The sequence below is a fragment of the Anabaena sp. WA102 genome, from assembly GCF_001277295.1.
Lineage (GTDB): Bacteria > Cyanobacteriota > Cyanobacteriia > Cyanobacteriales > Nostocaceae > Dolichospermum > Dolichospermum heterosporum.
In genome coordinates, this window is sequence record NZ_CP011456.1 from 5,438,882 (window position 1) to 5,455,826 (window position 16,945).

The window sequence follows — 16,945 nt, forward strand, 5'->3', positions numbered from 1 at the left end:
ATCTAGGAGGAAAGAAATCATGGCTAGTATCAAACTTTCTCGATTACAAGGTAACGGTTCTGAATTGTTCCAAGATTCCGAAAGCTTTTTAAACGAAATGAATGATGTAGATACCATTTCTATTCAAGGTGGTAGCGGTTCTGGAATCCATGATTTAGTACACTACAGTATTAAAGGTAAGGAGTTTGTTTTGTTAGGCTTTGCTATTGATAACGTTGTATCTCTAGCTAAATCATTTAGCTACAGCAATCACTAACTATAGTCATTAAAATACCTGAGATGAATAAGTAATTTTATATTACTTATTCATCCCATAAAAATCTGGTTAAGTTAAGGATTTATCGCCCTAATTCCTCTATTTTTTCAGGGGAATTAGGATTACCGATAAAAAAACAAGCTTAACTGCTTTTCGCAAAGCATCAATTGACTGATGATTAATCTAGGAGGAAAGAAATCATGGCTAGTATCAAACTTTCTCAATTACAAGGTAACGGTTCTGAATTGTTCCAAGATTCCGAAAGCTTTTTAAACGAAATGAATGATGTAGATACCATTTCTATTCAAGGTGGTAGCGGTTCTGGAATCCATGATTTAGTACACTACAGTATTAAAGGTAAGGAGTTTGTTTTGTTAGGCTTTGCTATTGATAGTGCTGTATCTCTGGCTAAATCATTTAGCTACAGCAATCACTAACTATAGTCATTAAAATACCTGAGATGAATAAGTAATTTTATATTACTTATTCATCCCATAAAAATCTGGTTAAGTTAAGGATTTATCGCCCTAATTCCTCTATTTTTTCAGGGGAATTAGGATTACCGATAAAAAAACAAGCTTAACTGCTTTTCGCAAAGCATCAATTGACTGATGATTAATCTAGGAGGAAAGAAATCATGGCTAGTATCAAACTTTCTCAATTACAAGGTAACGGTTCTGAATTGTTCCAAGATTCCGAAAGCTTTTTAAACGAAATGAATGATGTAGATACCATTTCTATTCAAGGTGGTAGCGGTTCTGGAATTCATGATTTAGTATACTACAGTATTAAAGGTCAGGAGTTTATTTTGTTAGGCTTTGCTATTGATAACGTTGTATCTCTGGCTAAATCATTTAGCCACAGCAATCACTATAGTCATTAAAATACCTGAGATGAATAAGCAATATGAAATTACTTATTCATCCCATAAAAATCTGGTTCAGTTAAGAATTTATCACCCTAATTCCTCTATTTTTTAGGGGAATTAGGATTACTGATAAAAAAACAAGCTTAACTGACTTTCGCAGAATATCAATTGACTGATGATTAATCTAGGAGGAAAGAAATCATGGCTAGTATCAAACTTTCTCAATTACAAGGTAACGGTTCTGAATTGTTCCAAGATTCCGAAAGCTTTTTAAACGAAATGAATGATGTAGATACCATTTCTATTCAAGGTGGTAGCGGTTCTGGAATTCATGATTTAGTATACTACAGTATTAAAGGTCAGGAGTTTATTTTGTTAGGCTTTGCTATTGATAACGTTGTATCTCTGGCTAAATCATTTAGCCACAGCAATCACTATAGTCATTAAAATACCTGAGATGAATAAGCAATATGAAATTACTTATTCATCCCATAAAAATCTGGTTAATTTAAGATTTTATCATCCTAATTTCCATTAAATAACAGGGGATAAGGATCTTAGATAACTGACGAAACCAGATTAAATAATCAATTAATATCTGGTGTTTGCTTACACTTTACGGCTATGACAATTTTATAATTAGTGGGTATTAAGCAAATGGCAAGAATTACAATTTCCGATTTAAACACAACCCAAGAAAAATTATTAATTCATGAAATTAGTAGTATAGAATCTGTTTCTATAGTTGGGGGAAATAGGGGTAATTTTCATGAATTAGTCAAGTTCGGAATTAAGTCTATGGAGTTCATTTTATTAGCCTATGCTATAGATTCTATTTCCTATTTAGGAAGTTCATTTAATAGCAATTATTAAACCTCATCTTCTATGCAATCAGCCTATATTTTGTTAATTCGCCAACCCATTGTTAACTAATCTTTCATGTAAAGCTATGCCACTTCTCATAAGTTCTACCAACGTTTTTGACTACTTGGTTAATCGGGGAATTTGTCCCCCACAAGATGAATCATTAAGCAAAATTGAGTTAAAACCAGCTAAAAACTTTAATTTATTAGTCAGTTTACCACAGGAACGTCAAATCTTAGTTAAGCAAGAGCGTCATGATCGAGATGGTAAGACTTTAGGTGAATTTAAAGAAGAATGGAGAATTCATGATTTTTGTCAAAAATTCCCAGAAATAAATCACTTACGTTCATATTTATCAGAAGCAATTCATTTTGATTTAGAAAACTCCATTATGGTGTTTAACTATCTAAATGAATATCAAGATTTGGCAGAATTTTATGCCAAAGATCAGGTATTTTCTCCTGAAATTGCTCAGTTACTTGGTACGATGCTGGCAAAAGTTCATCGTTCAACGATAGAAAATAAAAATTATCAAAAGTTCTTTAAAAATTCTCTAGAGGGTGCAAATTTGAGCAAAGGATTAGATAGAATTACACCACAAATATTCGGTAATCTTCCTGCTGATGGATTGAAATTTTTTGCTCTCTATCAACGTTACGATAATTTAGGAAAAGCAATTGCAGAATTAAATCAGGCTTTTATGCCTTGTTGTCTAACTCATAATGATCTTAAACTCAATAATATTCTTTTATCTTTGAATTGGGAAACAGAAATTGAAGAGAAATTACCTGGAAATAAAAATATTCTCAGACTGATTGATTGGGAAAGAGGTGATTGGGGAGATCCTGCTAATGATTTAGGAACAATAATCGCCAGTTATCTGCAAATTTGGTTATATAGCATAATCGCTAGTAAAACTATACCTATTGAAGAATGTTTGCGTTTAGCGGCTATTCCGTTATCAATGATTCAACCTTCTTTATCAGCATTAGTTACTGGTTATTTAGCTAACTTTCCAGAAATTTTAGAAGTTCGTCCAAACTTCTTGCCATTAGTGATGCAGTTTAGCGGTTTAGCCTTAATTAGAGCTATTCAAGCTAAACTGCAATATGAGAAAACTTTCGGTAATTCAGGTATCTGTATTCTTCAAGTTGCTAAGAGTTTATTATGTCGTCCCCAAGCATCTATTTCCACAATTTTAGGAATGGAATTTTCAGAAATAATCTCTAAAAATTTATCTCTTGCTTAAATAAGGAAACCCTATATGCAAGTATTAGATTCTCTAGATAGTCAACTTTTTCAACTACCACAGGAATTACAAACATCTCTGCAAAATATTGCTAATTATCTGGAAATTGAATCATTTTATGCTATTAAGCACCCAGAATATAACTTATTAGCATTACCAGAATCAGTTATTTCTCGCTTTCAAAATTTACCATTGGATATTCAAAATAAACATTTAAGTATCCAATTACGTAATTTTCTCTACAGTGCTTATTATAATGGTTCTTGGCATGACTCTAGCAATGCCGATTCCCAGGATAATAATTTAAGTAATAATAGCTTATTTGGCATAGATTTAGCTTTCTATGAACGACTACATACAAGTAATAAAGGCACAGGCTATTGGAGTAAAAATTGGCTGGTAGTTAATGAAGAAACTGATGGATCTTTGGCGGTTCATAAAAATGGTTTGACTTTGCATATTGAGCGTGATTTATATTTATCACAGATTGATAAATATGCTACTCTTGGTAACTTAGTGTCCATCAAAATGCCTAAAAATCTAGTTCAAAATGGATTTTATATGGCAGTGTCTAATTTAGGAACTCAAGACAATCAAGATATTGTCAGAATCTACTTTAATGTATCACCAGAAGGAGCAGCATCAGTGATGGATAATGTGACTAGAGAGTTCAATAATATGCAAGTTGCGTTCTCTTTTAAAGCTCTATATAATCCTGATGAATATAAACGTTATGATTCAGCAGTGCTTTATTTCAGTAAGCATCACTATAAAACTATTCATCCTATACTGCAAAAGATATATTTAGAAAATCGAGACAGTTTTTCTCAAGAAGTACCTTTGTTTACTAAGCCACTGGCACCGGGATTAAGTTGTGCTGAAGAACCAGAAGATAAATTTGGTGAAAAGGAAAGTTTTGGTACTAATCGTTGTCAAATGATTGCTAATGGTTTAATTGCTGCTTGGCAAGGGGGGAATAATCATCCTGAAAGTCGTATGAAAGCTATTTTTGAACAATTTGCATTACACAAAATTAAGCTAGAATATCCTTATCTTAATGCCCACTCAGAAGATATTTATACTCCCTTGAATTACTAAGATCCAAGATCCCCGACTTCTTAGAGAAGTCGGGGATCTAAAATTTTAACTAGCTTCACTAAATATTTCTATTGGGGAAGGAGGAGAATTTATTTGATCTCCTAATGTGGCGACAATTTCTAATTTATTAATTTGCTCTTTTAACCAATTAGTAAATAAATCTCCGAGAATAGCTACGCGCATTTGTTCATTCAATTCGGGGGCAATGATTTCTTCAACTATAATGATATGGACTCCTTTGGGTGTAACGACTGGTTTAATAATTTCTGGGGGATTAGCTGCAAAAACTGCGGCAGCGATTTCTGGTCGAAAATCACTGCGTTTGCGGATACCTTGATATCCTCCAGCGCGACGAATTTCGGGATTTTCGATATATTGACGAGCCACTTCTTGAAAACTAATTTCTCCTTCTTGGAGGGCATAAAATATTTCTAAAGCTAGATCTTCATCATCTAATATGACTTCATAGGTGACTACTCCGCTATAATCAAGTTGGTGAGCATAAAAGAATGGTTCAACTTTCTCGGCAAATAAATGATGAGCTAATTTTGCCGATAGGAGATTAATGTTGGCGATTTCTTCAAAGTTATCTAAGGTAAGATGATGTTTTTGTAACCATTCCCAGGTGTCTTCTGCTTTAATCAGGTTGTTAACTAATCGTAAACTATCTGCGGTTTGTTGTAATTCTGCTATTTCGATGGTAATGCCTTCTTTTTGGGCAGTTTCTGTAATAATTGTTCTGGTGGCGATCGCTTCTAATAAACTAGGAATTTGACAAGATATTTTGAGGTGATAAATAATATCTTCTTTGGATATTTTTACAATATTGGACATAATTTAATCTCCTGAATTTACTGAATTTATTAAAAATTCTTTTTTCTTGCTTAAATAAGTTATTAGCGTATCTATCATATTTACCTAATATGTTATTTTTTTATCTCTATCTAATGATACTTTTAATATTTTTGATAATTTATAGCCACAAAACAAGATCCCCGACTTCTTAAAGAAGTCGGGGATCTAAATTTTTAACCGAGAGAAACAGTTAAACTTCCAGGTTTAGCTAAATCACCAGTTAACACCACACCCCGATTATTAGTGTGTAAATGACGGAGAATTTTGTAAATTGCTTCCACTTCTTCAGCAGCGCCGGACATATCTGCAAGTTCAGAAATAGAAAGTGCTTTTTTCTGGGTTTGCAACACTTCTAAAACTCGTTTTTGTAAATCCAGAATCACAGCAGCGGCTTTTTTACCAGCTTCCACACCTGGTTGATGATAAGCATTGACATTTACTAAACTGGCATATAAACCTACAGCCCGTTCATACAATGCAATTAACGCGCCAACTGTGCGAGCATTAACTTGAGGAATGCTGACTGTAATCGAATCGCGGTGATTCTCATGCAATGCTTGACGAGTTCCCAACAAGAAACCACAGAGATAATCACCAGTAGTCACACCAGGATCAACTTCTACGGATTTTCCTTGACGATCTTCCAAAACTTCAATCAAGGTTGCAAAGAAGTTGGGGACACCTTCGCGCAATTGTTGCACATAAGCGTGTTGATCGGTTGAACCTTTGTTACCATAAACTGCAATCCCTTGAAATACAGTTTTCCCATCTAAATCTTTTTCTTTACCCAAAGATTCCATGATCAGTTGTTGCAAATAGCGACTAAATAGCAACAGGCTGTCTTTGTAAGGGAGGACTACCATATCTTTTTCACCTTTGCCATTTCCAGAGAAATACCAAGCAAGGGCTAATAAAGCGGCTGGGTTGTTTTTGAGATTGGGGACGCGGGTGGCATCATCCATTTCTTTTGCACCATCTAGCATGGCACGGATATCAATGCCCTGTAATGCCGCAGGTACTAGCCCTACAGCGGACATTTCTGAGGTACGTCCACCTACCCAATCGTACATGGAAAACCGGGCTAACCAATTTTCAGCTTTGGCGACTTGATCCAGGTTGCTATCTTGTCCGGTAATAGCGACTGCATATTTAGCAAAGTCTAATTTTTTGGCTGTGTAGGCTTGTTTAACCTCAATCATGCCGTTGCGAGGTTCGGGTGTGCCTCCAGATTTGGAAATGACTAATACCAAAGTTGTGGCTAGTTTATCGCCAAGTTGGGCAAGAACCCGATCAATTCCGGTGGGGTCGGAATTGTCTATAAAGTGAATTTGTAGGGGTGGTAGGTCGGGGGATAGGGCTTGGGTGACAAATTGGGGACCCAAGGCTGAACCACCAATACCAATGGAAATGATATCTGTAAAGCGGCATTCCTTGGGGGGATGAATTGCCCCGGTGTGTACCTGGTCGGCAAAAGCTTCGATTTGTTCTAAGGTTTGAACTATTTCTTGGGTGAGTTCGGGGGTGGGGGCTAAATCTGGATTCCGCAACCAGTAATGTCCTACCATGCGGTTTTCGTCGGGATTGGCGATCGCCCCTTTTTCTAATTCCACCATATCCGCAAACGCTTTGTCAAACTTAGGCTGCAATGATGCCACAAACCCATCATCAAACCGCATTCGACTAATATCTAGATATAGTCCTAATCCTGGATGAAAATACAACCAGTCCTGGTATCGTTGCCAAAGTACCCTAGAATCCATAGGGAAATCTCAAATAAAGTGTTGGTCAAACACAAGTTTAATGTATGCTTTTGGCGATCCCTGCTTTGTCTTATACAGTTTTTAATAGAATAACGGATATAGAGGGGTTTCAGTTTACATTGCGTTACATTAACGGCTGATAACTGACAACTCAAACATGACAAATGACAAGTAACTAAATTATGATCGAATACCTGATTTTTCTCGCTATTTCTACCGCCACCTTCGCCCTGTTCGGACTAGGACTCAATCTCCAATGGGGTTTTACCGGTTTAATTAACTTTGGTCATATTGCTTTCATGACTTTGGGTGCGTATACGACGGTTTTATTAAGTCTCAAGGGCGTACCGTTACTGCTATCGGCGGGAATCGGAGCAGTTGTTGCCGCAATGCTTGGTTTAGTAATTGGCTTTGCAACTTTGCGGTTACGCGAAGACTATCTTTCAATTGTCACCATTGGTACAGGTGAATTAATTCGATTAATAGTCAATAACCAAGATTTACCTGTAGGTAATACGTGGATATCGGGATCTTTCGGTGTGCAAAGTTATGTTATCCCTTTATCAACAACTCCCAATTTATTTTTCCGGTTGGTAATGATTGGAGTATTAACTTTATTAGCAGGAATCACATTATTTTCTCTATGGCGTTGGGTGCGAACTGCTCAAATTTCTGCAAGTAATAATATAGTTAGAAATAGTAGTATTCAACAAGAATTTACCTCTCGGTTAATAGTCGGAATTGCTTTAGGGTTATTAACTGCTGCAATTTATATTTCTGGTGTTATTGGACTGTATAATTATAATCCCAAAGCCGGGTTAATGTTGTTCATATTATTAATTTTAGCTTTTGTTTTTTGGCGGTTGGAAATTTTAGTGCGATCGCCTTGGGGAAGAGTGCTAAAATCTATTCGTGAAGATGAAGAAATTCCCAAAGCCTTAGGCAAAAACGTTTTCTCCTATAAACTACAATCATTAATGTTAGGTGGGGGAATTGCGGGGATTGCTGGAGCATTTTTTGCCTGGCAACTAGGCGCAATTTACCCCGATAACTTCCAACCCCAACTTACCTTTGATGCCTGGATTATGGTAATTTTAGGTGGTTCTGGCAACAATCTGGGAACTATTTTAGGTGCAGTCATTTTCTTTACCTATGATGCCCTCACTAGGGAATTTTTACCCAAAATTGTCCCTTTAGATGTAGAACGGATTGGTGCATTTCGGATCATGTTTATTGGCTTACTTTTAATGGTGTTGATGATTTGGCGACCTCAAGGTATTTTAGGGAAAAAGGAGGAACTGACTCTTGGTAAATAATTAGAAATTTGTGATGTTAAAATAGTTGATACAAGCCGTTTATGGGAGGAATAGCCATGATAGTTGCAACTGCTAACAAGATGACTTTTGAGGAATTTCTTAATTATGACGATGGGACAGATAATTTATATGAATTTGAGAACGGAGAATTAATTCCTATGCCTTTAGAAAGTGAGCTAAATCGGCGCATAGCAATGTTTTTAGTTGCCTATTTTCTGCAATTGGGTATTCCCTATTACCGCTTGAGTATGAAAACAGAAATTGCTGTGAATAGTCGCCAGGTGGGGGTGCGTGTTCCTGATTTGACGGTGTTTTCTGAAGAATTAGCTCAAGTGATGCAGGGGGCTACACGCTCGCTGATTTTAATGGATATGCCGCTGCCTTTGCTGGTGGTTGAGGTAGTGAGTCCAAATCAGGAAAATCGTGATTATCGTTATAAGCGTTCTGAGTATGCGGCGCGGGGAATTACTGAGTATTGGATTGTTGATCCAATTGGGCAAAAAGTGACGGTTTTAGAATGGGTGGAGGGTTTTTATGAGGAGCAGGTTTATAGGGGAGATGATATGATTTGTTCGCCTCTATTTAGTGATGTAAAGTTAACTGTGGCTGAGGTTTTCCAGGGATAAAATTTGATGAACTCCGACAATTTTTATTTCATAACAATAATTAAAAACCAACAAAAAACCTAAAAATGAAGTTGAGAAGAAAATTATAATGGTAAATAATATCGAATCACCCCAATTACCTCTTTTAGCCGCTACCGGACTTTGTAAAAGTTTTGGCGGCATTAAAGCAGTTCAAGAAGCGAATATTGCAGTTATCAAAGGTAGCATTACTGGGTTAATTGGTCCAAATGGGGCTGGGAAAACTACTTTATTTAATTTACTCTCTAATTTTATTCGTCCCGATAAAGGTAGAGTGATTTTTGATAGTGAACCTATTCATCAGTTGCAACCATACCAAATTGCCCAACAGGGATTAGTGAGAACCTTTCAAGTTGCCCGGGCTTTATCAAAGTTATCAGTATTAGAAAATATGCTTTTGGGAGCGCAAAAACAAACTGGTGAGAACTTTTGGCAAGTACAATTTCAACCCCACATTGTTGCTAAGGAAGAAAAGCAACTAAAAGAACGGGCAATGTTTTTATTAGAGTCAGTAGGGTTAGAAAAAAAAGCCGCTGATTATGCCGGTGGTTTATCTGGGGGACAGCGGAAACTTTTAGAAATCGGTCGGGCATTGATGACTAATCCTAAGTTAATATTGCTAGATGAACCTGCTGCTGGCGTAAATCCCAGATTAATTGATGACATATGCGATCGCATTTTAGCCTGGAATCGTCACGACGGCATGACATTTTTGATTATTGAACATAACATGGACGTAATTATGTCCTTATGTGATCGAGTTTGGGTATTAGCTGAAGGACAAAATCTAGCCGTTGGTAGCCCTACAGAAATCCAAAATAATACCAAAGTTTTAGAAGCATATTTAGGACAATGATATTATATTAGATATGCCCAAAAAAATTAGAGAACTGAAATATACAATTGTTATTCAATGGTCAAATGAAGATAAATGTTATGTAGTCTCATTACCAGATTTTACAGATATTATGCAGCCTTGTACTCATGGAGACACTTATGAAGAGGCTTTAAAAAATGCCCAAGAAGTTTTAGAAATGCTGATTTCATCTTATTTAGAAGACGGACAACCAATACCCGAACCGCAAATTATCGGCATTAATTAATTAGATCCCCGACTTCTTAAAGAAGTCGGGGATCTGAAAATACAGAATCCAAAATCCTATGACTCGTAACCTACAAGAAACTCATTTAAACCGCGCCCGTGCTAGTCTTAGACAAGCATTATCTTGGTATGGATATCTCCGTAAATCGGGACAAATGGCAGCAAATCCAGAATTAGCAAGTTTGCTAAAACCAGAAATAGAAACCTTAAATGCCACACTCAATAAATTAGATGCCAATGTTATCAGAATTGCCGCTTTTGGTTTAGTCAGTCGGGGAAAATCAGCAGTCTTAAACTCTTTATTAGGAGAAAAAATTCTGCAAACCGGACCCCTAAATGGTGTCACTCAATCGCCACGTTCTGTACCTTGGAAACCAGGAGATAAGGTATTAGTTGAATTAATTGATACTCCCGGTTTAGATGAAATTGCCGGAGATTCACGGGCGCAAATGGCACGAGACGTAGCGCGTCAAGCTGATTTAATCTTGTTTGTGGTTTCTGGGGATATTACGAGAACTGAATATCAGGGATTATTAGAATTACGTCAAGCACAAAAACCTTTAATTTTGGTATTTAATAAAATTGATTTATATCCCGATACAGATAAAAATGCAATTTATAAAAATCTTCAACAATTAGGGGCAGGAAATACCCAAAATCAGCCATTGTTACCCGATGAAATTGTCATGATAGCGGCTGAACCTGCACCAATGGAAGTGAGAGTAGAATATGCAGATGGAAGCGTTACTTCTGAATGGGAAACACCGCCACCGCAAGTAGATGAATTAAAGCAAACAATCTTAAATATATTAAATCGAGAAGGACGATCTCTTTTAGCTTTAAATGCACTCATTCAAGCTAGAGAATCCGAAGAAAATATCGCCCAAAAAACCGTTCATATCCGCGAGAAAGAAGCAGAAGATATAATTTGGAGGTTTAGCCAATATAAAGCCTTGGCTATTGGTTTAAATCCTATTGCTTTTTTAGATATAATAGGTGGTTTAATTACCGATTTAGCTTTAATTCGGGCATTAGCTAAATTGTATGGTTTACCCATGACTGGCTATGAAGCTAGTGAATTATTAAAAACAATTTTATTTAGTTCTGGTGGTTTATTATTAAGTGAAATTGGCAGCAGTTTTATATTAGGTTTAGGTAAAAGTGCCGCAGCCATAGCTAGTGGTGATAATCCCTTTAATATTACTACTTTTTTCGGGAGTGCCATTACCCAAGGTGGAATTGCTGGTTATGGTGCTTATACAGTCGGTAAAGCCGCCCAGTTATATCTAGAAAAAGGCTGTACCTGGGGTCAATTGGGCGCTAATACTGTCATTCAGGAAATTTTGTCACAAGTTGATAAAAACACTATTTTGTATCGCTTACAGCAAGAATTAGGCGGTACTTTTGGTGAGTTTTGAGAGATTGAATCTAAGGGGGTGTTTGAAAAGTTTTGAATGTATAAATTGACCCCTCTCCAAACCTCTCCCCGACGCGGGGAGAGGCTTTGAAAACCCCATTCCCTGGTAGGGAAGGGGGGCAGGGGGGTTAGGTTTTTGGAGATTATGGGTTTCATCTGATACTTTTCAAACAACCTCTAAGTAAACATCACAAACTTTATGATTTGGGATTTTTACCTCTTTTCCATGCTTTTGATGCTGGAAGTGTAGGTTCACAAGGCTTTTGTAAAATTTCAATAATGGTAGCAATAACTTGATTTATTTTTTCATCCCTTAATTTTCCGATATTCCTAATAACATTACTTTTGTCAACTGTTGCAATGATGTTAGGACGAATATAACAGGGACTTAAATTAAGTTTACCAAACATAAAATCCTGGTCTTCTAACTTAATTTCATATTCTCTACCTGGTTTACTGGTAATAGGACAGAGAATAATATTATTACTATCTGATTCTGCTATAATCAAGGCAGGTCTTCTTTTAGTAGCAGATGCGTCAGAAAATGGAAAAGGTACAGAGATAACGTCACCTTTAGCAAATTTTTCCATAAGCATAAATTCTATAAATCCTTCCAAGCTTCGTCTTCTTCTGGTTCAAGCCAAACTTTATTGAGTGATGATTCACTTAACTCAAGAAAATCTTTTACTAAAATTTCCAAATCATCTACATTACTAACTTGCAAATTTTGAATCTTTTCAAGTGGTAGATTAGTTAGTTTAGCTACTAGAGATAAATCAATACCTTCTTGTAGCATATTGAGTGCAACTTGAGTTAAACCTTCTTGTAACCCTTGTTCCCAGGCTTCACGTAAAGATTGAGATTGAAGTGCTAATTCACGCATAATTATAAGTTACAGATACTCTGTTTAAATTATAACTAAAATACTTGGATTATTTAATAATTTAGCATTGCTAAAACTCCATTAGTGAATAATTAAGTCATGATTATACCATCATAGAATCAAAAAGTATATAAATTAACTAAAAATAATTATTTGAATTGTTAGTCTGAAAAAGAGTTTACCAATTATGAGTAATTCTCTTCATTAGCAATCCTTAAAATTCCTAATTAACCTTTATCTCCCTCAAAAAAGGTAACATTATTATGGTCTCCCTAAACGAAGTTATCAATGGTAAAAAACCCATTGAAGAAGCAATTCTTGAAGCCATTACAGAAGCGCGGACAACCTGTACAGAAAATGGCAATAATTCCGCTAATTGTGCAGTAGCATGGGATATTGTCGAAGAATTGCCTTAACGGGTGACAAGGCGGCTAAAGAGCTTGTTTCATAAGGGATAGAGCCTGAAAGCCCCGTTGAAAAAAGAGGCGTTTATGAGGCTTGAGATTGATTAAATTCAGAGCTAAATCAGCCCATAATTCCATACCATAAATCCATAGTTGTCCGTAGAGAGCAAAGCTAAAATCACTTTGACGTGGGTACTTGTCCTGATGTTGTTGAATACGTCCGGCATAAGTCTCTATACCTAATTTTTTCATCCGTTGACCGTGCATAGTGGCTAAACTATAAGCAATGACAATCAATAATACTAAAGCTAAAAAGCGAGTTTCATTTACTTTAGTATCCTCTAAATTATAACCACCAGTTTTACAATCCTTAAAGAATTGCTCAATTCCCCATCGACATCTATAGAGGCATAAAGTTTGTTGGAGAGTTGGTAGATTCGTCAAGATATACCAAGGTTCTTTTGGTCCAGAGTTCCGATATTTTCTCTTCCAATAAACAGCGATATTAAATAAGCCTAATTCATCCCCTTTACCACATTTAACTTTTTCATAAAATCTCGACATTCCTGGCTTAAATCCTTGATTTTTAAGAACTTGATATTCTTGTTCAGGTTTTTCTTGAAAATAAAGGTTTTTCTTCTGGCGTAAAGCGAAGTAAACTCCTTGCTCATCAAGCCATTTAGCCAGTTTTGGACTATGAAATTCTCTGTCTGCTAACACCACAATTCGACATTTTTTTAACAACTTTATTGCTGTCTTTATTAATCTTTTCTGTGTTTGTAAATTACTATTTCCGACATGATTTAATGTTTCCCAATATAGTGGTAGGGCATGAGTACCCCATACCAATGTCACCATAAATATATTTCGCCCCTTCCACTGTGTTCTATCCAGTGCTACCATCCAATAACCATATTTTTGATACTGTTTTTTATGAAAATAACGGCGCTGTTCTCGATTCAGTTGTTTTGGTGTTAACGATTGTCTAATCCAATATTTTATCAATGGAAACCATAATAATTTTACGCAGAGTTTACCTATTCCTAAAAATCTTTGTAGATTACGTTTCCTGCTTTCATATTTAATTGGTTGGGGAAACAAGCTGGCCAATTTTGACAGTTTTACTTGGCGATGAGCCTGTATTAATAACAACAATATCTCTAGTGTCAAATACTGCTGTTCACTCAAATGCTTTCGGAAAATTGTTTGATATGATTGTGGTAACATTTTTTGCTTCGGGGGCTTCTTTGTCCCTATTTTTTTACTCCCTTATTTTCTCAAATTATTGCCACATCTCATCTTCAACCGCCTTGTCACCCGTTAAGAAGAATTGCAAGCAGAAAAAGCCCATCAAAAACAAGCAAAACACCGCAAAACAGCCTTAGAAACCTATTGCGAAATGTATCCAGATGCGTTGGAGTGTTTGATTTACGATCTTTGATTTAGATTGAGATCAAGAAGAATGTAGAGATGTTCCATGGAACGTCTCTACATTGGTTTGAGATCACACATATTTAATTTTCACCAGATATTTAGTCAAGAGTAAAAGTAAGAGATTCAAGTACATATATAAAACCCCCTATTCTACAGCCCCCAACGCCTTCAAAGTTAAGATTTCCGCCCGGCTTAACCCCTTCACCCCCTGAATCTTCAACCCTGCATATAACTGATGGTTAAAGGTAGCGATACAGTCCCCAGTCTGGACATCCCACAGTTTCACCGTTTTATCATCACTACCACTAGCCAAGGTCTGACCATCTCCACTCCAGGCTACTGACATAACCACACTGCTATGACCCTCTAGGGTTCGCACACAGTCCCCAGTCTGGACATCCCACAGTTTCACCGTTTTATCATCACTACCACTAGCCAAGGTCTGACCATCTCCACTCCAGGCTACTGACATAACCACACTGCTATGACCCTCTAGGGTTCGCACACAGTCCCCAGTCTGGACATCCCACAGTTTCACCGTATTATCATCACTACCACTAGCCAAGGTCTGACCATCTCCACTCCAGGCTACTGACATAACCACACTGCTATGACCCTCTAGGGTTCGCACACAGTCCCCAGTCTGGACATCCCACAGTTTCACCGTATTATCATCACTACCACTAGCCAAGGTCTGACTATCTCCACTCCAGGCTACTGAGTAAACCGAACCGCTATGACCCTCTAGGGTTCGCACACAGTCCCCAGTCTGGACATTCCACAGTTTCACCGTATGATCACGACTACCACTAGCCAAGGTCAGACCATCTCCACTCCAGGCTACTGAGTAAACCGAACCGCTATGACCCTCTAGGGTTCGCACACAGTCCCCAGTCTGGACATTCCACAGTTTCACCGTATGATCACGACTACCACTAGCCAAGGTCAGACCATCTCCACTCCAGGCTACTGAGTAAACCGAACCGCTATGACCCTCTAGGGTTCGCACACAGTCCCCAGTCTGGACATTCCACAGTTTCACCGTATGATCACGACTACCACTAGCCAAGGTCAGACCATCTCCACTCCAGGCTACTGAGTAAACCGAACCGCTATGACCTAAAAGTGCCAATATTTCCCGTCCTGTTACAGCATTCCAAATTTGAACTCTACCATGACTGTCTCCTGTAGCCAGGTATTTCCCATCTGGACTATAAGCAAGGGAATAAACTGATCCTAATGCCTTAGCAAAAAAAGCATCTGTTAAATTTGCTCCCGTCAGGTTGACATTAGACAAACTAGCCAAACCAAAATTTACATCAGGTATAACTGTCTCACTCAAATCCTGTTTTTCTAAAGCCAACCGACAATTATATTCCGTTCACCTCTAACCAAGAATTAGCAAACCCGATGGATTTATTACTTAACAAAGAATGGTTGAGAAAAAGCATTCAAGCTGAGGAAGAAGTAGGAGGTAATATTGGTGCTGGTTTAGATTGGGGTTCTAGTTTTGATCAATTATTACTTAATCCTGAATTGTTTTATCGTTTAAAAACTTTGCGGATTTCTTTGAATCGAGAAGTGCGTTTGTTGCTTAAAGATTGGAATTTAGGAACTGCGACTTCTATAGCATCTGCTACCGCCAGAGAGAAGTTGCTGGAAAGATTCAGGCTACCTACATCTACTGTTAAAGAACATATTCAAGCTGTGTTGCAGAGGGATGAACTTTTTGGTGAGGAGTTTATTTCTAATCATCAGGTGTTGCGCGAATTGCTTGGGGTAATGTTGACAGAAAACGATTGGGAAATGATTGCTTCAGTTGCGGCGGATTCGTTGAAACAGCAAATTATGAATCAGATTTTGGTTGAGATAATTTCGGTATAGTAGAGGTAAAATAATTGGAAATGGCGCACTCCGTTATCACAAATCAAAAAATGAATTGACAAGTCAGCGATCGCCCTATCGCCCTTTATCTCCTTTATCTCAAAGCAATACAAGTTTAATTTTGCTCGTCTAATTAAGGTAAAAATATGCGATTAAATGGTTGCTTGCGATAGCGGCGATAAATATTAAAGTCTTTATCTAGAGTGGCAATAGCAGAAATGTTTAATCTTTCGGAAATGGCAATAAGCGATAAATCGGTAAAATCTGCGGGTAAATCTTGATAAATTGTGTTAAGTTCTTGGATTCTTTGATAGTCTGATGGTAGTAAATGTTCGCATAAGAAAACTCTTATTGATAAGGCAGATAAGAATTCGTTCTGCACTTTTGTATTTGGGGCAAGTAACCACATCACTTCTGTAACACAGGCAATTGTTGTGATGAGTTGACTGGTACAGGTGCTAAAAAAGTTAACAACTTGTTGGTGATACTTGTCTTTACGGTCATAGAAGGCAACAAGAATTCCAGTATCAATTAAAATCAGGGGATAATTATTCATGAGTTCTTGTCTGATGTTTTGCCTGAATTCTGTCAGCGATCGCTTTTTTGCGTACATCTCTATCTGAAAAATCTCCTGATCCTTCTAGTAAAAATTTGGGATAACCACCCATTCGTTCTAAAACTGTTTTAGCTGAAGTTGGATAATTGTTAACAGGTGTTTCTAGGGATGAGATAAATTGCAAGACAAGTGGGATTTGTTGATCGCTAAGGTTGGAGATCGCTTGTAAGAGTTCTTGGTGTGGATTGGTGGAGTACATAGTGATTAATTGGTGTTATGATGATTGCAATTTTAGCAAATGTATCGCTCTTTGGGAATTGGGGGGTGGGATAATCATACAATGATACTCAGGAAA

The 16,945-nt window shown here is 37.0% G+C and carries 21 protein-coding genes and 2 pseudogenes; 15 read left to right on the forward strand and 8 right to left on the reverse strand.

What is annotated here, in order from left to right; translation table 11 throughout:
- Positions 1 to 19: 19 nt before the first annotated feature.
- The 7 genes from AA650_RS24000 to AA650_RS24030 all read left to right on the forward strand — a co-directional run bounded on the left by AA650_RS24000 (position 20) and on the right by AA650_RS24030 (position 4,335).
- A complete protein-coding gene (locus AA650_RS24000; protein ID WP_053540949.1) occupies positions 20 to 256 on the forward strand; it encodes a hypothetical protein in 237 nt (78 codons plus the stop codon).
- Positions 257 to 456: 200 nt separating this feature from the next.
- On the forward strand, positions 457 to 693 hold the full coding sequence (locus AA650_RS24005; RefSeq protein ID WP_053540950.1) for a hypothetical protein: 237 nt from the start codon (positions 457 to 459) through the stop codon (positions 691 to 693).
- Between the two features lie 200 nt (positions 694 to 893).
- A complete protein-coding gene (locus AA650_RS24010) occupies positions 894 to 1,139 on the forward strand; it encodes a hypothetical protein (protein WP_053540951.1) in 246 nt (81 codons plus the stop codon).
- 186 nt (positions 1,140 to 1,325) lie between these two features.
- Positions 1,326 to 1,571 (forward strand): hypothetical protein, encoded by a 246-nt coding sequence (locus tag AA650_RS24015; protein ID WP_053540951.1) that lies wholly within the window; start codon positions 1,326 to 1,328, stop codon positions 1,569 to 1,571.
- Positions 1,572 to 1,781: 210 nt separating this feature from the next.
- Positions 1,782 to 1,997, forward strand: coding sequence for a hypothetical protein (locus tag AA650_RS24020; RefSeq protein WP_053540952.1), 216 nt, complete (start codon positions 1,782 to 1,784; stop codon positions 1,995 to 1,997).
- Between the two features lie 76 nt (positions 1,998 to 2,073).
- Positions 2,074 to 3,237, forward strand: a complete 1,164-nt coding sequence (locus tag AA650_RS24025) for an aminoglycoside phosphotransferase family protein (protein ID WP_053540953.1) — start codon at positions 2,074 to 2,076, stop codon at positions 3,235 to 3,237.
- Positions 3,238 to 3,252: 15 nt separating this feature from the next.
- On the forward strand, positions 3,253 to 4,335 hold the full coding sequence (locus AA650_RS24030; protein ID WP_053540954.1) for a T3SS effector HopA1 family protein: 1,083 nt from the start codon (positions 3,253 to 3,255) through the stop codon (positions 4,333 to 4,335).
- A 45-nt stretch (positions 4,336 to 4,380) separates the two neighbouring features.
- Here AA650_RS24030 and AA650_RS24035 read toward each other — a convergent pair whose 3' ends face one another.
- A complete protein-coding gene (locus AA650_RS24035) occupies positions 4,381 to 5,169 on the reverse strand; it encodes a peptidylprolyl isomerase (protein ID WP_053540955.1) in 789 nt (262 codons plus the stop codon).
- Positions 5,170 to 5,363: 194 nt separating this feature from the next.
- The gene (locus tag AA650_RS24040; protein ID WP_053540956.1) at positions 5,364 to 6,950 is read right to left on the reverse strand and encodes a glucose-6-phosphate isomerase; all 1,587 of its coding nucleotides are present in this window, start codon (positions 6,948 to 6,950) and stop codon (positions 5,364 to 5,366) included.
- A gap of 182 nt (positions 6,951 to 7,132) precedes the next feature.
- On the opposite strand from AA650_RS24040, the gene AA650_RS24045 reads away from it, so the two are divergent.
- The 5 genes from AA650_RS24045 (at position 7,133) to AA650_RS24065 (ending at position 11,430) form a co-directional block, all read left to right on the forward strand.
- Positions 7,133 to 8,266, forward strand: a complete 1,134-nt coding sequence (locus tag AA650_RS24045) for a branched-chain amino acid ABC transporter permease (protein ID WP_053540957.1) — start codon at positions 7,133 to 7,135, stop codon at positions 8,264 to 8,266.
- Between the two features lie 56 nt (positions 8,267 to 8,322).
- On the forward strand, positions 8,323 to 8,892 hold the full coding sequence (locus AA650_RS24050) for a Uma2 family endonuclease (RefSeq protein ID WP_053541397.1): 570 nt from the start codon (positions 8,323 to 8,325) through the stop codon (positions 8,890 to 8,892).
- Positions 8,893 to 8,980: 88 nt separating this feature from the next.
- Positions 8,981 to 9,766, forward strand: coding sequence for an ABC transporter ATP-binding protein (locus AA650_RS24055; RefSeq protein WP_053540958.1), 786 nt, complete (start codon positions 8,981 to 8,983; stop codon positions 9,764 to 9,766).
- A gap of 34 nt (positions 9,767 to 9,800) precedes the next feature.
- The gene (locus AA650_RS24060; protein WP_041458216.1) at positions 9,801 to 10,013 is read left to right on the forward strand and encodes a type II toxin-antitoxin system HicB family antitoxin; all 213 of its coding nucleotides are present in this window, start codon (positions 9,801 to 9,803) and stop codon (positions 10,011 to 10,013) included.
- Positions 10,014 to 10,071: 58 nt separating this feature from the next.
- A complete protein-coding gene (locus AA650_RS24065) occupies positions 10,072 to 11,430 on the forward strand; it encodes a GTP-binding protein (RefSeq protein WP_053540959.1) in 1,359 nt (452 codons plus the stop codon).
- Between the two features lie 196 nt (positions 11,431 to 11,626).
- On the opposite strand, the gene AA650_RS24070 is transcribed toward AA650_RS24065, so the two are convergent.
- Positions 11,627 to 12,019 (reverse strand): type II toxin-antitoxin system PemK/MazF family toxin, encoded by a 393-nt coding sequence (locus AA650_RS24070; RefSeq protein ID WP_233455459.1) that lies wholly within the window; start codon positions 12,017 to 12,019, stop codon positions 11,627 to 11,629.
- Between the two features lie 11 nt (positions 12,020 to 12,030).
- The gene (locus AA650_RS24075) at positions 12,031 to 12,312 is read right to left on the reverse strand and encodes a hypothetical protein (RefSeq protein ID WP_027402973.1); all 282 of its coding nucleotides are present in this window, start codon (positions 12,310 to 12,312) and stop codon (positions 12,031 to 12,033) included.
- A 263-nt stretch (positions 12,313 to 12,575) separates the two neighbouring features.
- Between AA650_RS24075 and AA650_RS27295 the strand changes: the two are divergent.
- Positions 12,576 to 12,722, forward strand: a pseudogene (locus AA650_RS27295) (CP12 domain-containing protein); the annotation flags it as partial.
- Between the two features lie 21 nt (positions 12,723 to 12,743).
- Here AA650_RS27295 and AA650_RS24080 read toward each other — a convergent pair.
- Complete coding sequence (locus AA650_RS24080; protein WP_053537530.1) at positions 12,744 to 13,943, reverse strand: IS4 family transposase; 1,200 nt, start codon at positions 13,941 to 13,943, stop codon at positions 12,744 to 12,746.
- A gap of 97 nt (positions 13,944 to 14,040) precedes the next feature.
- On the opposite strand from AA650_RS24080, the pseudogene AA650_RS27300 reads away from it, so the two are divergent.
- Positions 14,041 to 14,157 (forward strand): annotated as a pseudogene (locus tag AA650_RS27300) (CP12 domain-containing protein); the annotation flags it as partial.
- Between the two features lie 138 nt (positions 14,158 to 14,295).
- On the opposite strand, the gene AA650_RS24085 reads toward AA650_RS27300, so the two are convergent.
- Positions 14,296 to 15,513, reverse strand: a complete 1,218-nt coding sequence (locus AA650_RS24085; RefSeq protein ID WP_053540961.1) for an eIF2A-related protein — start codon at positions 15,511 to 15,513, stop codon at positions 14,296 to 14,298.
- A gap of 47 nt (positions 15,514 to 15,560) precedes the next feature.
- Between AA650_RS24085 and AA650_RS24090 the strand changes: the two genes are divergently transcribed.
- Positions 15,561 to 16,034 (forward strand): hypothetical protein, encoded by a 474-nt coding sequence (locus tag AA650_RS24090; protein ID WP_199924341.1) that lies wholly within the window; start codon positions 15,561 to 15,563, stop codon positions 16,032 to 16,034.
- A gap of 133 nt (positions 16,035 to 16,167) precedes the next feature.
- Here the strand turns inward: AA650_RS24090 and AA650_RS24095 are convergent, their stop codons facing one another.
- A complete protein-coding gene (locus AA650_RS24095) occupies positions 16,168 to 16,590 on the reverse strand; it encodes a type II toxin-antitoxin system VapC family toxin (RefSeq protein WP_053540963.1) in 423 nt (140 codons plus the stop codon).
- The gene (locus AA650_RS24100) at positions 16,583 to 16,849 is read right to left on the reverse strand and encodes a hypothetical protein (RefSeq protein ID WP_205748504.1); all 267 of its coding nucleotides are present in this window, start codon (positions 16,847 to 16,849) and stop codon (positions 16,583 to 16,585) included. The genes AA650_RS24095 and AA650_RS24100 overlap by 8 nt, the downstream gene beginning before the upstream one ends.
- Positions 16,850 to 16,945: the final 96 nt, after the last annotated feature.